Here is an 18903-nt window from a genome sequence, read left to right as displayed (position 1 = left end):
CCGCGCCCGGCCCTGGTCCGCGGCCGGACGCGTCCTAGACGTACCGCTCCAGGATCGAGGACTCCGCGAGCCGGGACAGGCCCTCGCGGACGCTGCGGGCGCGGGCCTCGCCGACGCCGTCGACGGCCTGGAGGTCGTCGACGCTGGCCGCGAGGAGCTTCTGCAGCCCGCCGAAGTGCTCCACGAGCCGCTCGATGATCGCGCCGGGCAGCCGCGGCACCTTCGCGAGGAGCCGGTAGCCGCGCGGCGAGACGGCCGAGTCGAGGGTCTCGGGCGAGCCGCTGTAGCCCAGCGCCCTTGCCACGACCGGGAGTTCGAGCAGCTCGGTGTGGGTGAGCGCGTCCAGCTCGGTGAGCGCCTCCGCGACCGTCCGCGAGCGCTTCGCCGTCGGCTCCGGCACGTAGTCCCGGATCACCAGCTCGCGCTCCGGCTCCACGCCCGCGATCAACTCGTCGAGCTGGAGCGAGAGGAGGCGCCCGTCGGTGCCGAGCTCGACCACGTACTCCGCGATCTCGGTGGCGATCCGGCGGACCATCTCCAGGCGCTGCGCGACGGCGGTGACGTCCCGGACCGTGACCAGGTCCTCGATCTCCAGGGCGGAGAGCGTGCCCGCCACCTCGTCGAGCCGGAGCTTGTACCGCTCCAGGGTCGCGAGCGCCTGGTTGGCGCGGGACAGGATCGCGGCCGACTCCTCCAGGACCCGGCGCTCGCCGTGCACGTACAGCGCGATCAGGCGCATCGACTGGGAGACGGAGACGACCGGGAAGTTGCACTGCTTGGAGACCCGGTCCGCGGTGCGGTGGCGGGTGCCGGTCTCCTCGGTGTGGATGGAGGCGTCCGGGACGAGCTGCACGCCCGCCCGGTGGATCTTGGTGATGTCCTTGTCGAGGACGAGCGCGCCGTCGAGCTTGCACAGCTCGCGCAGGCGGGTGGAGGTGAACTCGACGTCCAGCACGAAGCCGCCGGTGCACATCGAATCGACCGCTTTGTCCAGGCCGAGCACGATGAGCCCGCCCGTGTTGCCCCGGAGGATCCGCTCCAGGCCGTCGCGCAGCGCGGTGCCCGGCGCGACCGCGCTCAGGGCCGCGCGCATCAGCGCTTCACTGCCGGAGCCCGCGCCGGACTTCCCAGGAGCCGATGCCCCGTCCTTGGCTGCCACTGCACTCCTCCGGCTCGTACGGATGGGCGAGACCAGGGCAAAGTCTAGCGACACCACCCCGCCGCCCTCCGCCCCCGACCGAACGCAGGTGGTGCGAAAGGGGTCCCCACCTGGGTGCGGAGCCAACCCTTCCTCTTGCGGAAAGCCTCACCGGAGGCCTCGTCGGCCGCCTCGCGGGGCCTTCGCGGGACGCTCCGGGGCTCCGGCCGGGCGCCTTCCCGGCCTCCCCGCCGGAGCCCCGGGGCGTGTCCGGCGGATCACGGCCGGGGCCGCGGCGTCCGGCGAAGCTCCTCTCCCGCCCGCCCCGTCCGGGCGCGCCCCCCGCTACCCCTCGTCCCGTCCGGACGCGCCCCCGCTACCCCTCGGCCCTCTCCGGCGCGTCCGCCTTCGCGCGGCGTCCGCGCGGCAGCACCCGCAGCGCGTCGCCCATGTCCGCGACCTCCGTCACCTTCATGCCCGGCGGGACCCTCCCCGGATCCGTCGGGACCAGCGCGTGCGTGAAGCCGAGGCGGTGCGCCTCCGCGAGGCGGCGCTGCACGCCCGTCACCCGCCGGACCTCGCCCGCGAGCCCGACCTCGCCGATCGCCACCAGGTTCTTCGGCAGCGGGGTGTCGCTCGCCGCGGAGGCCAGCGCGAGCGCGATCGCCAGGTCGGCGGCCGGCTCGGAGAGCTTCACGCCGCCCACGGTCGCGCTGTAGATGTCCCGCTTGCCGAGCGCGCTGATCCGGCCGCGCTGCTCCAGGACCGCCAGCATCATCGACACCCGGGAGGTCTCCAGACCGGAGACGGTCCGGCGCGGGGAGGGGATCTGGGAGTCCACCGTCAGCGACTGGACCTCGGCGACGAGCGGCCGGCGGCCCTCCAGGGTGACCGTCAGGCACGTGCCCGGCACGGCCACGTCGCGCCGGGTCAGGAAGAGCCCGGACGGGTCGGCGAGCCCCGTGATCCCCTCGTCGTGCAGCTCGAAGCAGCCGACCTCGTCGGTCGCCCCGTACCGGTTCTTCACGCCCCGCACGAGCCGCAGGCGCGCGTGCCGGTCGCCCTCGAAGCTCAGCACGACGTCGACCAGGTGCTCCAGGAGCCGGGGGCCCGCGATGGCCCCGTCCTTGGTGACGTGGCCGACCAGGAGCGTGGACATCCCGCGCTCCTTGGAGGCCCGGATCAGCGCGCCCGCGACCTCGCGGACCTGCGCCATGCCGCCGGGCGCGCCGTCGATCTCGGGCGAGGCGATCGTCTGCACCGAGTCCAGGATCAGCAGCGAGGGCTTCACCGCGTCGAGGTGCCCGAGGACCGCCGACAGGTCGGTCTCCGCCGCCAGGTACAGGTGGTCGTCGATCGCGCCGATCCGGTCGGCGCGCAGCCGGACCTGGCTCGCGGACTCCTCGCCCGTGACGTACAGCGTGCGGTGCTCGTCGCTCGCCGCCTTCGCCGCCACGTCGAGCAGCAGCGTCGACTTGCCGACGCCCGGCTCGCCCGCCAGCAGCACCACGGCGCCGGGCACCAGCCCCCCGCCGAGGACCCGGTCCAGCTCGTCGACGCCGGTCGAGCGGGCGGTCGCCTGCCGCCCGTCGACCTGGCCGATGGGCAGGGCGGCGGTGGAGACCCGGCCCGCGGCGGTCGTCCGGACGGCGGGCGCGCCGTACTCCTCCACCGTCCCCCAGGCCTGGCACTCGGGACAGCGGCCGAGCCACTTGGCCGTCTGCCAGCCGCACTCGGTGCAGCGGTAGGACGGTCGCTCCTTGGCGGATTTCGTACGGGCAGCCATGCGCCCCACCGTAGCCGCCGCCACCGACAACGGGCCCCGGCCCGGCCTCCGGGGCCCCCGGACCCCGCACGGACCGTCCACACGACGCCGTGTTCCCGTCGTCTTTCGAGCGATACCTTCACCCGTAGGGATGAGAACCAGGCGACCGGTACGAAGAATGCCCCCGCGCCTGCCTACGGTCGCCCAGTGACGAGCAGCAGGCTGGAAACCCCCGCACGCACCACCGGCGCACACCGGGCGCACCGCGCCACGGACCAGGGACCGCGCACGCTCGGCCGCCGGCCCCCCGCCCGTTACGAGGCCGCCCTCGACGGCCTCTTCACGTACTGCCTCTCCGTGCTCTGCGACCACGACACGGCCACCACCGTCCTCGGCGACGTCCTCGCCGTGGCCGAGCGCCACCGGGGACGCCGCCCCTCCGACGAGGACGGGCGCACGGCCTGGCTGTACGCCCTCGCCCGCTGGGCCTGTCTGCGCAGCCTCGGCGAGCAGCGCCACAAGCGCCGGGGCGCCCACACCGGCCGCCCCGCCGTCACCCCGCCCGAGCCGCCCCGGGTCTCCGCCGAGACCGCCGAGCGGCACCGCGCCGAACTCGCCCTCCTCGCCTGGCCCGAGGCGGCCGGCACCACCCCCGAGCAGCGCGAGGCCCTGGAGCTCGCCGTCCGGCACGGCCTCAACCACCGCCAGGTCGCCGCCGTCCTCTCCCTCGACCCGCTCGCCGCCCGCGAACTCCTCGCCACCGCCGGCTGCGAGGTCGAGCGCACCCGCGCCGCCCTCGCCGTCGTCGAGACCGGCAGCTGCCCCACCGTCGCCCGGCTCACCGGCGACCACCGGGTGCTCCTCTCGGCGGCCCTGCGCGCCGAACTCGTCCGCCACGTCGACGACTGCCCCCGCTGCCGCCGCGCCGCCGAGCGCGTGGGCGCCGGCGGCCCCTGGCCCGGAGCCGGAGCCCTCCCCCCGGACCGGCTGCCGCTCGTCGAGGCGCCCCGGGCCGCCGCGTACATGGCGATGCTCCACGTGCCCCGCGCGCGTGCCGGAGCCCCGCGCTTCGCACCCACCGGCTTCCCCGTGGACCCGAAGGACCACACGGCCCGCCGCGACCGGATGCGGTCCCGCGCGGTGACCACCACCGTCGTCGCGGCCGTCGTCGCCGCCCCCGTCCTCGCCCTGTGGACCTCCTACCGGGGCACCACCGACACGGCCGCCCACGACGGGGGGCGGGTCAGCGCGCGCGAGACGGACGACGGGACGGACGCCGACGGGCGCCCCCACGACCGGTACGAGAACGCGGGCAGCGCCCGCGCCACCCCCGAGCCCCGCTCCACCCGGGGCAGCCGCGTGCCCGACGTCTCCGTCGAGGTGGTCAGCCCCGGCGGCCCGGCCGGCTCCGGAGCGCCCTCCGCCCCCGGCGGGCCCGCCCCCGGCTGGATCACGGTCACCGCGCGCGGCCACGGCGACCTGACCCTCCTGACCCTCACCGCCGACGGCGGCTCGCCCGTCGCGTGGTCGCTGTGGACGGACGCGCCCTGGATCTACGTGAGCCGCGCCTCCGGCACGCTCCGCCCCGGCGAGCGGGTCACGATCGCGGTCCGGGTCGACCACGGGCGCGAACCCGCGGGCGTGTGGAGCGCCCGGGTCGGCGCGGACCCCTCGGGCGCGGTGGTGCGCATCACCGGAGCCGGGGCGGAGGCCGTCTTCCACCCGGCCCCCGACCTCCCCCGGCCGCCGGGTCCGACGCCCCCGCCCGCCACGACGGACCCGACCACCCCGCCCACGACCCCGCCGCCGACGACCGAGCCGCCCACCACCCCGCCGCCGGCCACGGAGGAACCGCCCACGACCCCGCCGCCCACGACGGAACCGCCGACCACCCCGCCGCCGGCCACGGAGGAGCCCCCGCCGGCGACGGACCCGGGCACGACCCCGCCGCCGGCGACGGAGGAACCGCCCCCGCCCTCCTGAGCTACCGGACCGGCGGGTCCGCCGGGTGCGGGGCCACCAGCGGCAGCTGCGAGGCGAGCCGGGCCTCGCACAGCCCGGCCAGCACCCCGTACGCCTCCTCGCCCATCATCTCGGTGAGCTCGGGACGGTACGTGACGTAGACCGGCTCCCCGGCGCCGTGCGCCGAGGTGGCCGAGGTGCACCACCAGTGCAGGTCGTGCCCGCCCGGCCCCCAGCCCCGGCGGTCGTACTCCCCGATCGACACCTGGAGGACCCGGGTGTCGTCGGGCCGGTCGATCCAGTCGTACGTCCGGCGCACCGGAAGCTGCCAGCACACGTCCGGCTTGGTCTCCAGCGGCTCCCGGCCCTCCTTCAGGGCCAGGATGTGCAGCGAGCAGCCCATGCCGCCCGCGAACCCGGGACGGTTCTGGAAGATGCAGGAGCCCTCCCAGCGGCGGGTCTGCCGGTCGCCGTCCTCGTCGAGCTGCGTCCAGCCCGTCTCCGTACCGACGTCGTGGAACTGCCACAGCTCCGGCGTGAGCCGGGCCACGTGCTCCGCAACCCGCTTCTCGTCGTCCTCGTCGGAGAAGTGCGCGCCCAGCGTGCAGCAGCCGTCGTCGGCCCGGCCCGCCTGGATGCCCTGGCAGCCGCTGCCGAAGACGCACGTCCAGCGCGAGGTCAGCCAGGTCAGGTCGCACCGGAAGACCTGCTCCTCGTCGGCCGGATCGGGAAACTCGACCCACGCGCGCGCGAAGTCCAGGCCCTTCTCGTCCGGCACCACGTCCTTGCCCCGCTTCCCGGCGCCCCTGACCGCCCCGGCGGCCCTCACGTCCGCAGCGGCGGCACTGTCTTTGTCCTGCTTCGCCTTTTTCGTCTTTGGCACGCCGTCAAGCGTATGCGGCGCGCGCAGTAGCGTTCCGCCCATGAGACTCGGAGTCCTCGACGTCGGTTCGAACACGGTGCACCTCCTGGTGGTGGACGCGCACCCCGGCGCCCGCCCCCAGCCCGCCCACTCCCACAAGGCGGAGCTGCGCCTCGCCGAACTCCTCGACGCGCGGGGCGCGATCGCCCCCGACGGCGTCGAGCGGCTCGTCGCGACCGTCCGGGACGCGCTCCACGCCGCCGAGGACAAGGGCTGCGAGGAGGTGCTGCCGTTCGCGACCTCCGCCGTGCGCGAGGCCGTCAACGCCGACGCCGTCCTGGCCCGGGTCAAGGACGAGACCGGCGTCGACCTCCAGGTCCTCACCGGCGAGGAGGAGGCCCGCCTCACCTTCCTCGCCGCCCGCCGCTGGTTCGGCTGGTCCGCCGGGAAGCTCCTCCTCCTCGACATCGGCGGCGGCTCCCTCGAAGTCGCCTACGGCATCGACGAGGACCCCGACACGGCCGTCTCCCTGCCGCTCGGCGCGGGCCGGCTGACCGCCGGCTGGCTGCCGGGCGACCCGGCCGACGGCGCCGACGTGAAGGCCCTGCGCCGCCACGTGCGCGCGCAGATCGCCCGCACGGTCGGCGAGTTCAGCCGCTTCGGCCGCCCCGACCACGTCGTCGCCACCTCCAAGACCTTCAAGCAGCTCGCCCGGATCGCCGGGGCGCCCGGCTCCGGCGAGGGCCTCCACGTCCAGCGGATCCTGACCCGCAGGTCCCTGGAGGAGTGGGTGCCGCGCCTCGCCGGGATGACCGTCGTCGAGCGCGCGGCCCTGCCGGGCGTCTCGGAGGGCCGCGCCGGCCAGCTCCTCGCGGGCGCGCTCGTCGCCGAGGGCGCGATGGACCTCCTCGGCGTCGAGGAGCTGGAGATCTGCCCCTGGGCCCTGCGCGAGGGCGTCATCCTGCGCCGCCTGGACCACCTGCCGGAGGAGTAGACCGGAGACGGCGGGGACGGCCCGTACGGGGGCCCGTACGGGGAGGGCCGTACGGGAGCCTGTACGCGGGGCGGCCCGTACGGGAAGACCCGTACGCGGGGAGGCCCTACGGCCCGGGGCATCCCGGGGCCTCCCCGCGCCGCCCGGGCGGCCCCCGCGCCCCGCCGCCGGAACGGGCGTGACCGGAACCACCCTCCGGCCCCCCGGCCCGCCCCGTACCCTGTTCTGCGTGGCAGAAGTGGTGCGCGTACCGGATGCGAAGGTCGCCCTGTCGACGGCCTCGGTCTATCCGGAGTCGACGGCGACGGCCTTCGAGATCGCCGCGCGCCTCGGCTACGACGGCGTCGAGGTCATGGTGTGGACGGACCCCGTCAGCCAGGACGTCGAGGCCCTGCGCCGCCTCTCGGACCACCACCGGGTGCCGATCCTGGCCGTCCACGCCCCCTGTCTCCTCATCACCCAGCGCGTCTGGTCCACCGACCCCTGGGTCAAGCTCCGGCGGGCCCGGGCGGCGGCCGAGAAGCTCGGCGCCTCCACGGTCGTCGTGCACCCGCCGTTCCGCTGGCAGCGCCAGTACGCCCGGGACTTCGTGAGCGGCATCTGGCGGATGGCCGACGAGACCGACGTGCGGTTCGCCGTCGAGAACATGTACCCCTGGCGGTACAAGGACCGCGAGATGCTCGCGTACGCCCCCGAGTGGGACGTCACCAAGGACGACTACCGGCACTTCACCGTCGACCTCTCGCACACCGCGACCGCCCGCACCGACGCCCTCGCCATGATCGACCGCATGGGCGACCGGCTCGGCCACGTGCACCTCGCCGACGGCCGGGGGTCCGCCAAGGACGAGCACCTGGTCCCGGGGCGCGGCACCCAGCCCTGCGCCGAACTCCTGGAGCGGCTGGCGGTCACCGGCTTCGACGGGCACGTCGTCATCGAGGTCAACACCCGCCGCGCGATGTCGGCCGCCGAACGCGAGGCCGACCTCGCGGAGGCCCTCGCCTTCACCCGGCTCCACCTCGCCTCCGCCGCCGGCCGCCCCTCCCGGACCCCGCGCCCGTGACGGGACCGGACCCCGCGACGGAGCCGGATCCGGCTCCCGCCGCCCGACGGGACTCCGCGACCGGACCGGCCGCCCCGCCCCCCGGCCCCGCCCCCCGCCGCCGCGGCCGCCCCTCCCGCGCCGCCGAGGAGAACGGGCCGGGCGCCCGCGCCCGCATCCTGGAGGCGGCCCGGGACCAGTTCGCCGAGCGCGGCTACGACAAAGCCTCGGTGCGCGGCATCGCCCGCGCGGCCGGCGTGGACCCGGCCCTCGTGCACCACTACTTCGGGTCGAAGGACGAGGTGTTCGCCGCCGCCGTCGAGGTCTCCTTCGAGCCCGCGGCCGTCGTCCCGGCGATCGTCTCCGGCCCCCGCGACCGCATCGGCGAGCGCCTCGCCCGCTTCTTCATCGGCGTGTGGGAGAACCCGGCCAGCCGCGCCCCGCTCCTGGCGATCGTGCGCTCCGCCCTGACCCACGAGGCGGCGGCCGCGGTCCTCCGCACCTTCGTGCTGCGGCGGCTCCTGGAGCGGATCGCCGCCGAGCTCGACGTGCCGGACCCGAAGTTCCGCGCCGAGCTGGCCGCCTCGCACATGATCGGGATCGCGATCCTGCGGTACGTGATCCGGGTGGAGCCGCTGGCCTCCGCCGACCCGGAGGACATCGTCGCCCAGGTGGCCCCGAGCCTCCAGCGCTACCTGACCGAGGGCTGACCGGCCCCGGCGCGCCGGGGAGCGGCCGGGACCGGACCCGGCCCGCCCGGAAGCCCGGGGGCACCCGCCCGGGAACCGACCGGAGGCCCGCCGGACACCTGACCGAAAGCTGAACACCCCGTCCGGCATGCGGACGCGCTGTCCAGATCTTGGTCCGGCGGCGTACGCTCGAAAACAAGCACACCCGTCACGAGGAGCGAGCGACGATGCCCGAGCTGAGGTCCCGCACTGTCACCCACGGCCGCAACATGGCGGGCGCACGCGCCCTTATGCGCGCCTCCGGTGTACCCGGCGCGGACATCGGCCGGAAGCCGATCATCGCGGTCGCCAACTCCTTCACGGAGTTCGTCCCCGGTCACACCCACCTCCAGCCGGTCGGCCGGATCGTCTCCGAGGCCATCACGGCCGCCGGGGCCATCCCCCGCGAGTTCAACACCATCGCCGTCGACGACGGCATCGCGATGGGCCACGGCGGCATGCTCTACAGCCTGCCCTCCCGCGACCTGATCGCGGACAGCGTGGAGTACATGGTCGAGGCGCACTGCGCCGACGCCCTGATCTGCATCTCCAACTGCGACAAGATCACCCCCGGCATGCTGATGGCCGCCCTGCGCCTCAACATCCCGACGGTCTTCGTCTCCGGCGGCCCGATGGAGTCCGGCCGCGCGACCCTGGTCGACGGCACGGTCCGCACGCTCGACCTGGTCGACGCGATCTCCGACGCCGTGAACCCGAAGATCTCGGACGAGGACATCCTCCGCATCGAGGAGAACGCCTGCCCGACCTGCGGATCCTGTTCCGGCATGTTCACCGCCAACTCGATGAACTGCCTGACCGAGGCCATCGGCCTCTCCCTCCCCGGCAACGGCTCGGTCCTCGCCACCCACACCGCCCGCAAGGCGCTGTACGAGAACGCCGCCCGCACCGTCGTCGACATCACCCGCCGGTACTACGACGAGGACGACGCCTCCGTCCTGCCCCGCGCGATCGCGACCCGCGCCGCCTTCGAGAACGCCATGGCCCTCGACATCGCCATGGGAGGCTCCACCAACACGATCCTGCACCTGCTCGCCGCCGCCCAGGAGGCCGAGCTCGACTACGGCCTGACCGACATGGACGAGGTCTCGCGCCGCGTCCCCTGCCTGGCCAAGGTCGCCCCGAACGTCGCCAAGGACCGCACGTACTACATGGAGGACGTGCACCGCGCCGGCGGCATCCCCGCCATCCTCGGCGAGCTCTACCGCGCCGGCCTGCTCAACGAGGACGTCCACTCCGTCCACTCCCGCTCCATCAAGGAGTGGCTGGACACCTGGGACGTGCGCGGCGGCTCCCCGTCCGAGGAGTCCGTCGAGCTGTGGCACGCGGCCCCCGGCTGCGTCCGCTCCGCGACCGCCTTCTCCCAGTCCGAGCGCTGGGAGGCCCTCGACACGGACGCGGCGAACGGCTGCATCCGCGACGCGGCCCACGCGTACTCGAAGGACGGCGGCCTCGCGGTCCTGCGCGGCAACCTCGCCGCCGACGGCTGCGTCGTGAAGACGGCCGGCGTCGACGAGTCCATCTGGACCTTCGAGGGCCCGGCGGTCGTCTGCGAGTCGCAGGACGAGGCCGTCGAGAAGATCCTCAACAAGCAGATCACGGACGGCGACGTGGTCGTCATCCGCTACGAGGGCCCCAAGGGCGGCCCCGGCATGCAGGAGATGCTCTACCCGACCTCCTTCCTCAAGGGCAGGGGCCTGGGCAAGACCTGCGCCCTCGTCACCGACGGGCGCTTCTCCGGCGGCACCTCGGGCCTCTCCATCGGCCACGCCTCCCCGGAGGCGGCCTCGGGCGGCACCATCGCCCTCGTCGAGGACGGCGACCGCATCCGCATCGACATCCCGAACCGCTCGATCGACCTCCTCGTCGACGAGGACGTCCTCGCCGCCCGCCGCGAGGCCCTCGGCGGGGTGTACGCGCCGAAGAACCGCGAGCGCAAGGTCTCGGCGGCGCTGCGGGCGTACGCGGCGATGGCGACGAGCGCCGACAAGGGCGCGGTCCGGGACGTGACGAAGCTGGGCTGAGCCCGGCGGAGACGCACGCGGGGCCGGGCCGGGCCCGGCGGCGCACCCGATGAGGGGGCCCGGAGCCGTTCGAAGCTCCGGGCCCCCTCACGCGTGCGCGTGCGGGGCCCGCCGGGAGTTCACCAGGACGCCGGGTCGCGCGCGTCCACCGCGAAGACCGAACCGTCCGGCGCCGTCCCGAACACCCGGTCCCCGGCGGCCACCGGCGCGGGCACCAGGGGCACGTACCCGAGCCGCCCGTTCGCCAGGCGCGGCCGGGTCTGGCCGGCGAGCGCCCCGCGCGCGGTGTCCACGGCGAGCAGCCGCCCGTCCTGGACGGAGAAGTAGAGCCGGCCGCCGGGACCGAGGACCGGCTCGGAGACGTTCTTCGCGGCCGTCTCCAGGTCCCACAGCACCCGCCCCTTCTCCGCGGCGGTGTCGAAGGCGGTCACGTGCCCGTCCACGTCGAGCAGGTACACGACGGTGCCGCGCACGACGGCGCCCCGGAGGTCGAACCGGTGCGGCAGGGCCAGCTCGCGCACCGGACCGGCCTTCCCACCGTCGGGACCGAGCAGGACGAGCGAGTCCGTCAGGGCGCCCTCGTACCGGGAGGCGAGGACCAGCGACCCGTCCCCGGCGTGCCCCAGCGGTTCGAGGTCGCCCGCCAGGTTCCGCTGCCGGACCACCCGGCCGGTCCGGGGCTCGACCGCGCCCACGCGCGTGTGCGTCCCGTCGGCCGAGACCTCGGAGACCACCAGCAGATCGGAGAAGGCGTCGTACGGTCCCGTGCGCGGCGCCTCGAAGCCGGACAGGCCGCGCCGCCACAGCTCCTTCCCGCCGAGCGCGTCGACGGCCCGGACCCCGCCGACCCCGTCCGTCAGGACGACGGCGGAACCGGCCGGCCGGTAGACCTCGGGGAGGCCCGAGCGGGCGGTCCAGAGCGGCGTGCCGTCCCCGCCCGCGTACGCCCCCAGCGGACCGGTCGGCGCGGCGGCCCCGACCGGAGCGCCGGCGGCGCCGCTCCCGCCGTCTCCGAGGAGCACGGGCGCGCGTGGCGCCTCCTCCTCGACGGTCCCGGCCCGCGACCACAGGACCTTCCCCGTCACGGGGTCGAGCCGGGCCAGGCCGACGCCCCGGGCCGCGCAGTACAGCGCGTCCCCGTCGGCGGCGCAGGCGGGAGCCGCCTCCGGACCCCGCTTCTGGAGTTCGGTGTGCCAGCCCGCGAAGGCGGTGGCCACCTTGTCCGGGCGCGGCGGCGCGGTCTCCGGCCCGTCGCCCGGCGCGATGCCCAGGGCCGCGTACAGACCGGCCCCGGCGAGCGCGAGCGCGGCGACGACGGCGATCGTCGGCCGCGGTCGCACCCGTCCGCCGAACCGCCCGCCGGGGCGGGGGCCCCGGCGGGCCGGGGCGGGAGCCCGTACCGGTGTGTCCGCGTCCCACGCGGGCGCGTGGCCCGGCTCGGCACCGCCGTACCCGCCGCCCGCGAGGCCGTACCCGCCGCCGCCCGTGCCGTCGTCCCCGCCGCCCGGCAGCGCGGGCCGCCGCCGCTGGGCCGGTATGAACGCCTCCGCCGCGTACGAGGGCGGCTGCAACGCCCGCATGATCTGGGCCGGGGTCGGCCGCTCCCCGGGCTCCTTGGCGAGGCAGCGCGCCACGAGCGGCGCCAGCTCGCCGGGGACGCCCGTCAGATCGGGCTCGTCGTGGACGACCTGGTACGCCACGACGTACGGGCTGTCGGAGTCGAACGGGCCGTGCCCGGTCGCCGCGTGCACCAGGACCGAGCCGAGCGCGAAGACGTCCGCCGCGGGCCCGACCTCGCGCGGCCGCTGGAACTGCTCGGGCGCCATGAACGGCGGCGAGCCGATGAGCTTGCCCGTCTCGGTGCGCAGGTCGCTGTCGACGGGCCGGGAGATGCCGAAGTCGATGACCTTGGGTCCGGTGTCGGTCAGCAGGACGTTGCTGGGCTTGAGGTCCCGGTGCACGACCCCGGCGCGGTGGATGTCCCGCAGCGCCTCCGCGAGCCCGGCGGTGAGCCGGCGCAGCTCGGCGGGGGACAGCGGCCCGTTCCGCCTCACCTGGTCGGCGAGGGTGGGGCCGGGGACGTAGAGGGTCGCCATCCAGGGGCGCACGGCGTCGGGGTCGGCGTCGACGACCGGAGCGGTGAAGGCCCCGCTGACCCGGCGGGCGGCCGCGACCTCCTGGCGGAAACGCGCCCTGAACTCGGGGTCCTCCGCGTACCGCGCGTGCACGACCTTGACCGCGAGCCGCAGCCCGGAGGCCGAGGAGGCGAGGTGCACGACGCCCATGCCGCCCGCGCCCAGACATGCCTGGAGGCGGTAGTCGCCCGCGTACTCGGGCCCCTCCGCTTCCCGGTCGGCACCGGCACCGCGCAACGGCGGCATCGCCCACCCCCGTGTGATTCCCCGTTCACCTCGCGCCCGCGTGCGCGACCCGACGGAGCCTAGTCGATGGCACCTCCGATGTCGGTGGGGCTTGCTAGCCTGCGCGTCGCGGAGAGTGAGTCTCGGCGGAGCGCTTCTGCGCCAAGGGGGGAGAACACGATGGACACCACGAACACGACGGAAACGCCGGACGCGAACGGCATCGCGGTGGAGGGGCAGGCGACGGAGGGGCAGACGGCGGTGGCGGTGGCGAACACCACCCGCTACCCGGTCGCCCCGGGCTACCGCCTCAACGTGCGCTCGGGCCCGAGCACCCAGTACCCGATCGTCCGCTCCCTGCCCCTGGGCGCCACGGTGGCGATCTCCTGCCAGAAGTACGGCGAGTCGGTCACCGGCCCGTACGGCACCACCCGGGTCTGGGACGGCATCGGGCCGGGGGAGTACGTCTCCGACTCCTACGTGCGCACGGGCAGCGACGGCTTCGTGGCACCGCGCTGCGCCTGACCGCGCCCGACCCGCTCCACCGTCGCCCGGGGATAATCGACCTCGTGAGCGACGACGAGCAGACCCCGCGTACGGCAGGCGGCACGGCGGACGGAAGGGCCGCGGGCGGGGCCGACGGCACCACCGGCGGCCCCCGCCCCGAGGAGATCCGTTTCTTCGGCACGACCTGGGTCGACCACACCGGCCACTACGGGCTGCGCCGCGCCGGCCTGGCCGTCGGCGCGCTCGCCGCCGCCGTCGCGGCCTGCTTCGTGCTGCGCTTCGCCTTCCAGGGCCTGCAGATCGCGGACACCGGCGGCCTCGTCAACGGCCTGGTGATCGTCATGTTCGCCGTCTGCAGCGCCATCGCCTGCCGCAAGACCTGGGAGGGCTTCCGGCGCCGCCCGGACGACCCGGCCCGCGAGGACTCCCTGCGCGGCCTCAAGACGATCGGCTTCATCGGCTCGCTCCTCGCGTACGGCGCCCGCTGCCTGACCGAGGCACCCGGCGAGAAGCTGCGCCGCGCCGAGTACGAGGCGGCCCTCGCCCGCCACGAGAAGCGCCGGGGCTCCCGCACGGGCAACCCGGCCGCCCGCAAGAAGCCCAAGCGCGGCAAGTAACCCGAGCGCGGGGGGCGGCCCAGGCACGGCGAGCACCCCGAGCCCCCCGAGTACGGCGAGCACCCCGAGCCCCCCGAGTACGGCGAGCGGCCCAGCCACGCCGAGCGGCCCAGGCACGGCGAGCGCCCCGAGCCCCCCGTGCACGGCGACCAGCCCGTGCACGGCGAGTGCCCCACCCCTTCCGGAGGCTTGACGGCCGGCACCCCCAGGCGCACTATTCATCACATGATGAATTACTCGGCGGGCGAGAACGGGGACCACGGCGGCGCCCCCGCCCCCGCGGCGATCACCGCCCGCGCCCTCACCGCCGTCCGCGGCGACCGCACCGTCCTGCGCGGCCTCGACTTCACCCTCCCGGCCGGCCGCATCACCGGCCTCCTCGGCCCCTCCGGCTGCGGCAAGACCACCCTCATGCGCGCGATCGTCGGCACCCAGGCCGGGGTCGGCGGCACCCTCACCGTCCTCGGCCGCCCCGCCGGCGACCCCTCCCTCCGCTCCCGCATCGGCTACGTCACCCAGGCCCCCTCCGTCTACGACGACCTCACCGTCCGCCAGAACCTCGACCACTTCGCCGCCGTCCTCCTCCCCGGTCGCGCCCGCCGCCACGAGCGCCGCGCCGCCGTCGACCGGGCCGTCGCCGACGTCGACCTCACCTCCCGCGCCGACTCCCTCGCCGGCCGGCTCTCCGGCGGCCAGCGCAGCCGGGTCTCCCTCGCCGTCGCGCTCCTCGGCACCCCCGAACTCCTCGTCCTCGACGAACCCACCGTCGGCCTCGACCCCGTCCTCCGCCGCGACCTGTGGGACCTCTTCCACCGCATCGCCGCCGACCGCGGCACCACGCTCCTCGTCTCCTCCCACGTCATGGACGAGGCCGAGCGCTGCCACCGGCTCCTGCTGATGCGCGAGGGCGAGATCCTCGCCGAGGACACCCCCGGGGCCCTCCGCCGCCGCAACGACGCCCCCACCGTCGAAGAGGCCTTCCTCCACCTCGTCGACGCGGCCGAGGCCCGCGAGAGGCACGATCCCGGAACCACCCGACGGAACCAGGACCAGGACCAGGAGCGGGGCCAGGAGCAGGGTCAGGAACAGAACCAGAACCAGAACCGGAACCAGGACCAGGAGCCCCGGCCATGAGCAGCGCCCGCACCCTCGCCACCGCCGCCCGCGTCCTGCGCCAGCTGCGCCACGACCCGCGCTCGATCGCGCTCATGCTCCTCGTGCCGTGCGCGATGCTCTTCCTGCTCCGGTACGTCTTCGACGGCAGCCCCGGCACCTTCGACACCATCGGCGCCTCGCTCCTCGGCATCTTCCCGCTCATCACGATGTTCCTGGTGACCTCCATCGCCACCCTGCGCGAACGCACCTCCGGCACCCTGGAGCGCCTGCTCGCCCTGCCCCTCGGCAAGGGCGACCTCATCGCCGGCTACGCCCTCGCCTTCGGACTCCTCGCCGTCGTCCAGTCCGCCCTGGCCACCGGCCTCGCCCTCTGGTTCCTCGGCCTCGACGTCGTCGGCTCCCCCTGGCTCCTGCTCCTGGTGGCCCTCCTCGACGCCCTCCTCGGCACCGCCCTCGGCCTCTTCGTCTCCGCCTTCGCCGCGTCCGAGTTCCAGGCCGTCCAGTTCATGCCGGCCGTGATCTTCCCGCAGCTCCTCCTCTGCGGCCTGTTCACCCCGCGCGACCGCATGACCCCCGCCCTCGAAGCCGTCTCGAACGTCCTGCCCATGTCGTACGCCGTCGACGGCATGAACGAGGTCCTCCACCACCCCGAGGTCACCGGCGACTTCGTCCGCGACGTCCTCGTCGTCGCGGGCAGCGCCCTCCTCGTCCTCGTCCTCGGCGCCGCCACCCTCCGCCGCCGCACCGCCTGACCGCCCCTCGGACACCCGCCGCGCCACCGCGCCCCCGGTGCGAGGATGACGGCACGACGTACCCCCTCCGGCGAGGTGAACAGAGCCATGACCCAGACCGTCGCAGTCCTCGGCACCGGCAAGATCGGTGAAGCGCTCCTCAGCGGCATGATCCGCGCCGGCTGGCGCCCCGCGAACCTCCTGGTCACCGCCCGCCGCGCCGACCGCGCCGAGGAGCTCCGCACCCGCTACGGCGTCGAGACCGTCACCAACGCCGAGGCCGCCAAGCGCGCCGACACCCTCATCCTGGCCGTCAAGCCCCAGGACATGGGCCGCCTCCTCGACGAGCTCGCCCCGCACGTCGCCGCCGACCGCCTCGTCATCAGCGCGGCGGCCGGCATCCCCACCTCCTTCATCGAGGAGCGCCTCACCACCGGCACCCCCGTCGTCCGCGTCATGCCGAACACCCCCGTCCTCGTCGACGAGGGCATGTCCGTCATCTCGGCCGGCAGCCACGCCACCCCCGATCACCTCGCCCACACCGAGGAGATCTTCGGCGGCGTCGGCAAGACCCTCCGCGTCCCCGAGTCCCAGCAGGACGCCGCCACCGCCCTCTCCGGCTCCGGCCCCGCGTACTTCTACTTCCTCGTCGAGGCCATGACCGACGCCGGCATCCTCCTCGGCCTGCCCCGCGCCCAGGCCCACGACCTCATCGTCCAGGCCGCCATCGGCGCCGCCGTGATGCTCCGCGACAGCGGCGAGCACCCGGTCAAGCTCCGCGAGGCCGTCACCTCCCCGGCCGGCACCACCATCAGCGCCATCCGCGAGCTGGAGAACCACGGCGTCCGGGCCGCCCTCATCGCCGCCCTCGAAGCGGCCCGCGACCGCAGCCGCGAACTGGCCTCCGGCAACGGCTGACCGCCGCGCGCCTCCGCCGGGGTCACCGAGCCCCGGCGGAGGCCCCCCGCACCACGTCCTCCGTGGCCACCACCCGCGCGAAGCGGCCCCCGTGCAGGGAGACCGCCGTGGCCCGCGTCAACTCGTCGGCGGTCGCCGTCCAGCCGTACGGCCCCTCCAGGCCGAAGGTGTGCATCGCGTCCAGCGGGAACACCACGTCGTACCCGAGGTTCCCGCCCATCCGGGCCGTCGTCTCGTTGCACATGTTCGTCTGGATCCCGACGACCACGATCTGCCCGACGCCCCGCCCCCGCAGCCACGCGTCCAGGGACGGCTCCCCGTAGAAGGCGGAGTTCACGGACTTCACGACGAGCAGCTCGGGCCCGGAGCCCTTCCCCCGCCGCTCCTCCACGAAGTCCTTGAAGCCGTTCCCCACGTGCCCCGCCCGCAGCGGCGAACGCGACCCCTCCACCGAGTCGTGCCGCACGAAGACCACCGGCCGCCCGGTCTCCTGCCACAGATCGATCAGCGCGGCGATGTTCCGCTCCGCGTCCGGATTGTTCCGCTCCCCCCAGAACTCCTCCTCGAAGCCCTTCTGCACGTCGACGACCACCAGCGCTGCGTTCTCCGCGATCTCCATACCGACGATCCTTCCGCCGCAGGCCCCCGCGTCCCAGAGGGCGGAATGCCACCGACCGATGGTTTACTGCCACCCATGGCACCGCCCCCGGAAGCCCGCCCCCAGCGCATCGCGCTCCTCGTCTTCCCGGGGATCCGCGCCTTCGACGTCTCCGTCATCACCGAGGTCTGGGACAGCGACCGCACCCTCCGGGGCGTGCCCCGGTTCGCCCTCCACCGGGCGGCCGTCGACCCGCACGCCCCCGTCCCCCTCCGAGGCGGCCTCACCCTCACCCCCGACCGCCCCCTGACCTGGCTGGACGACCTCGCGCCCACGGACCTCGTCATCGTCCCCGGCATCGAGGACCCGGACGCCGACGTCCCGCCCCCGGTCCTCGACGCCCTCCGCCGCGCCCACTCCGCCGGCGTCCCGGTCGCCTCCCTCTGCGCGGGCGCCTTCGTCCTGGCCCGCGCCGGACTCCTCGACGGCCGCCGGGCCGTCACCCACTGGCACCTGGCCCGGACCCTCGCCACCCGCCACCCGGCGGTACGGGTCGAACCCGACGCCCTCTTCGTCGAGGACTCCGGCGTCTGGACCTCGGCCGGCACCGCGGCGGGCATCGACCTCTGCCTCCACCTCGTCCGCACGGCCCACGGCGCCGAAGCGGCGGCGACCGTGGCCCGCGCCATGGTCACGGCCCCCTTCCGTACGGGGACCCAGGCCCAGTTCATCGAGCACCCCACGCCCCGCGCCGACCGCGACGCCGACGCCCTGGCCGCCGTACGCGCCCACGCCCTGGCCCACCTCTCCGAACCCCACACGGTCGCGAGCCTGGCCGCCGTCGCCGGCATGTCCCCCCGCTCCTTCGCCCGCCACTTCCAGGCCACCACCGGCACCACCCCCCTGCACTGGCTCATCACCCAGCGCGTCGCCGCGGCCCAGAAGCTCCTGGAGCTCACCGACCACCCCCTCCCCGAGGTGGCCCGCCGCGCCGGCTTCGGCAGCGAGGTCACCATGCGCCAGCACTTCGCCTCCCACCTCTCCACCAGCCCCCGCGCCTACCGGAACGCCTTCCGCCACCGGGCCCCGGACCGGGGTTGACACCCCCCGACCGGATCCGTAGTGTTCTCCGAGTTGTCCGACGTGAGCACCGACCCCGGTCGGCCCCGGACAGCCATTCCGCAAGAACCTCAGAAGCCGACAGCGCTTTGCCGTGCCGTCGTGCTTTCCGCGCGTTTTTGCGAAATGAGGAATCCGCGTTCGAAGGTTTGAGCGCAGGCCCCCGATTAGCGTCGGAGGCGGGGAATCCGCTAAAGTCTCACTCGTCGGAACGGCCCAACAGCCGGAAAGACGACTCCCGCTGACCGGGAATCAGACGCCGAAAGGATCTGATAGAGTCGGAACCGCCGGAAGGGCCCGGAGCGAAAGCAAAAGGGACCGGAAAGCACCGGGGAAATCGGATCGGAAAGATCTGATAGAGTCGGAAACGCAAGACCGAAGGGAAAAGCCCGGAGGAAAGCCCG

At 74.9% G+C, this 18903-nt stretch carries 16 protein-coding genes; 11 read left to right on the top strand and 5 right to left on the bottom strand.

Features of this window, described 5'->3' with window-relative positions; all coding sequences use genetic code 11:
- Positions 1 to 34: 34 nt before the first annotated feature.
- Both disA and radA read right to left on the bottom strand, forming a co-directional pair.
- Positions 35 to 1159, bottom strand: a complete 1125-nt coding sequence (gene disA, locus ACIQKA_RS24115) for a DNA integrity scanning diadenylate cyclase DisA (protein WP_383152551.1) — start codon at positions 1157 to 1159, stop codon at positions 35 to 37.
- A 355-nt stretch (positions 1160 to 1514) separates the two neighbouring features.
- Entirely contained in the window at positions 1515 to 2924 is a 1410-nt protein-coding gene (gene radA, locus ACIQKA_RS24110) for a DNA repair protein RadA (RefSeq protein ID WP_383152550.1), read from the bottom strand.
- Between the two features lie 186 nt (positions 2925 to 3110).
- On the opposite strand from radA, the gene ACIQKA_RS24105 reads away from it, so the two are divergent.
- Positions 3111 to 4886 carry a hypothetical protein gene (locus tag ACIQKA_RS24105; RefSeq protein WP_402542365.1) on the top strand — a complete coding sequence of 592 codons (1776 nt, stop codon included), beginning with the start codon at positions 3111 to 3113 and terminating at the stop codon, positions 4884 to 4886.
- Position 4887: 1 nt separating this feature from the next.
- On the opposite strand, the gene ACIQKA_RS24100 is transcribed toward ACIQKA_RS24105, so the two are convergent.
- Entirely contained in the window at positions 4888 to 5748 is an 861-nt protein-coding gene (locus tag ACIQKA_RS24100) for a hypothetical protein (RefSeq protein ID WP_383152548.1), read from the bottom strand.
- 40 nt (positions 5749 to 5788) lie between these two features.
- Between ACIQKA_RS24100 and ACIQKA_RS24095 the strand changes: the two genes are divergently transcribed.
- The 4 genes from ACIQKA_RS24095 to ilvD all read left to right on the top strand — a co-directional run bounded on the left by ACIQKA_RS24095 (position 5789) and on the right by ilvD (position 10533).
- Entirely contained in the window at positions 5789 to 6721 is a 933-nt protein-coding gene (locus tag ACIQKA_RS24095) for a Ppx/GppA family phosphatase (protein ID WP_383152547.1), read from the top strand.
- A 229-nt stretch (positions 6722 to 6950) separates the two neighbouring features.
- Positions 6951 to 7784 (top strand): sugar phosphate isomerase/epimerase family protein, encoded by an 834-nt coding sequence (locus ACIQKA_RS24090; RefSeq protein ID WP_376242742.1) that lies wholly within the window; start codon positions 6951 to 6953, stop codon positions 7782 to 7784.
- Entirely contained in the window at positions 7781 to 8473 is a 693-nt protein-coding gene (locus ACIQKA_RS24085; protein WP_402542364.1) for a TetR family transcriptional regulator, read from the top strand. The genes ACIQKA_RS24090 and ACIQKA_RS24085 overlap by 4 nt, the downstream gene beginning before the upstream one ends.
- 206 nt (positions 8474 to 8679) lie before the next feature.
- Positions 8680 to 10533 (top strand): dihydroxy-acid dehydratase, encoded by a 1854-nt coding sequence (gene ilvD, locus ACIQKA_RS24080; protein WP_383431041.1) that lies wholly within the window; start codon positions 8680 to 8682, stop codon positions 10531 to 10533.
- 119 nt (positions 10534 to 10652) lie between these two features.
- On the opposite strand, the gene ACIQKA_RS24075 is transcribed toward ilvD, so the two are convergent.
- The gene (locus ACIQKA_RS24075; RefSeq protein ID WP_402542363.1) at positions 10653 to 12914 is read right to left on the bottom strand and encodes a protein kinase; all 2262 of its coding nucleotides are present in this window, start codon (positions 12912 to 12914) and stop codon (positions 10653 to 10655) included.
- Between the two features lie 159 nt (positions 12915 to 13073).
- Here ACIQKA_RS24075 and ACIQKA_RS24070 point away from each other — a divergent pair, with 159 nt between their 5' ends.
- From ACIQKA_RS24070 to proC, 5 genes are all read left to right on the top strand, one after another.
- Positions 13074 to 13418, top strand: a complete 345-nt coding sequence (locus tag ACIQKA_RS24070) for an SH3 domain-containing protein (protein ID WP_402542362.1) — start codon at positions 13074 to 13076, stop codon at positions 13416 to 13418.
- Positions 13419 to 13462: 44 nt separating this feature from the next.
- Complete coding sequence (locus ACIQKA_RS24065; protein WP_391095603.1) at positions 13463 to 14017, top strand: hypothetical protein; 555 nt, start codon at positions 13463 to 13465, stop codon at positions 14015 to 14017.
- 225 nt (positions 14018 to 14242) lie between these two features.
- Positions 14243 to 15151, top strand: coding sequence for an ABC transporter ATP-binding protein (locus tag ACIQKA_RS24060; RefSeq protein WP_402542361.1), 909 nt, complete (start codon positions 14243 to 14245; stop codon positions 15149 to 15151).
- A complete protein-coding gene (locus ACIQKA_RS24055; RefSeq protein ID WP_402542360.1) occupies positions 15148 to 15885 on the top strand; it encodes an ABC transporter permease in 738 nt (245 codons plus the stop codon). The genes ACIQKA_RS24060 and ACIQKA_RS24055 overlap by 4 nt, the downstream gene beginning before the upstream one ends.
- A gap of 87 nt (positions 15886 to 15972) precedes the next feature.
- Complete coding sequence (proC, locus tag ACIQKA_RS24050) at positions 15973 to 16782, top strand: pyrroline-5-carboxylate reductase (protein WP_376242758.1); 810 nt, start codon at positions 15973 to 15975, stop codon at positions 16780 to 16782.
- Positions 16783 to 16804: 22 nt separating this feature from the next.
- Here the strand turns inward: proC and ACIQKA_RS24045 are convergent, their stop codons facing one another.
- On the bottom strand, positions 16805 to 17401 hold the full coding sequence (locus tag ACIQKA_RS24045; protein ID WP_383443279.1) for a cysteine hydrolase family protein: 597 nt from the start codon (positions 17399 to 17401) through the stop codon (positions 16805 to 16807).
- Between the two features lie 75 nt (positions 17402 to 17476).
- On the opposite strand from ACIQKA_RS24045, the gene ACIQKA_RS24040 reads away from it, so the two are divergent.
- The gene (locus ACIQKA_RS24040) at positions 17477 to 18481 is read left to right on the top strand and encodes a GlxA family transcriptional regulator (protein WP_383152538.1); all 1005 of its coding nucleotides are present in this window, start codon (positions 17477 to 17479) and stop codon (positions 18479 to 18481) included.
- The last annotated feature ends 422 nt before the right edge of the window (positions 18482 to 18903 follow it).

The organism is Streptomyces sp. NPDC092045, assembly GCF_044756005.1.
GTDB lineage: Bacteria > Actinomycetota > Actinomycetes > Streptomycetales > Streptomycetaceae > Streptomyces.
The sequence above is the reverse complement of the archived record's forward strand: the minus strand, read 5'-3'. Positions and strand labels throughout refer to the sequence as shown.

Bases quoted from the DNA above. Each gene is read 5' to 3' on its own strand.
- ilvD (WP_383431041.1), top strand. From the start codon at position 8,680: ATGCCCGAGCTGAGGTCCCGCACTGTCACCCACGGCCGCAACATGGCG.
- ACIQKA_RS24060 (WP_402542361.1), top strand. From the start codon at position 14,243: ATGATGAATTACTCGGCGGGCGAGAACGGGGACCACGGCGGCGCCCCC.
- ACIQKA_RS24075 (WP_402542363.1), bottom strand. From the start codon at position 12,914: ATGCCGCCGTTGCGCGGTGCCGGTGCCGACCGGGAAGCGGAGGGGCCC.
- ACIQKA_RS24070 (WP_402542362.1), top strand. From the start codon at position 13,074: ATGGACACCACGAACACGACGGAAACGCCGGACGCGAACGGCATCGCG.
- ACIQKA_RS24095 (WP_383152547.1), top strand. From the start codon at position 5,789: ATGAGACTCGGAGTCCTCGACGTCGGTTCGAACACGGTGCACCTCCTG.
- proC (WP_376242758.1), top strand. From the start codon at position 15,973: ATGACCCAGACCGTCGCAGTCCTCGGCACCGGCAAGATCGGTGAAGCG.
- radA (WP_383152550.1), bottom strand. From the start codon at position 2,924: ATGGCTGCCCGTACGAAATCCGCCAAGGAGCGACCGTCCTACCGCTGC.
- ACIQKA_RS24040 (WP_383152538.1), top strand. From the start codon at position 17,477: ATGGCACCGCCCCCGGAAGCCCGCCCCCAGCGCATCGCGCTCCTCGTC.
- ACIQKA_RS24045 (WP_383443279.1), bottom strand. From the start codon at position 17,401: ATGGAGATCGCGGAGAACGCAGCGCTGGTGGTCGTCGACGTGCAGAAG.
- ACIQKA_RS24055 (WP_402542360.1), top strand. From the start codon at position 15,148: ATGAGCAGCGCCCGCACCCTCGCCACCGCCGCCCGCGTCCTGCGCCAG.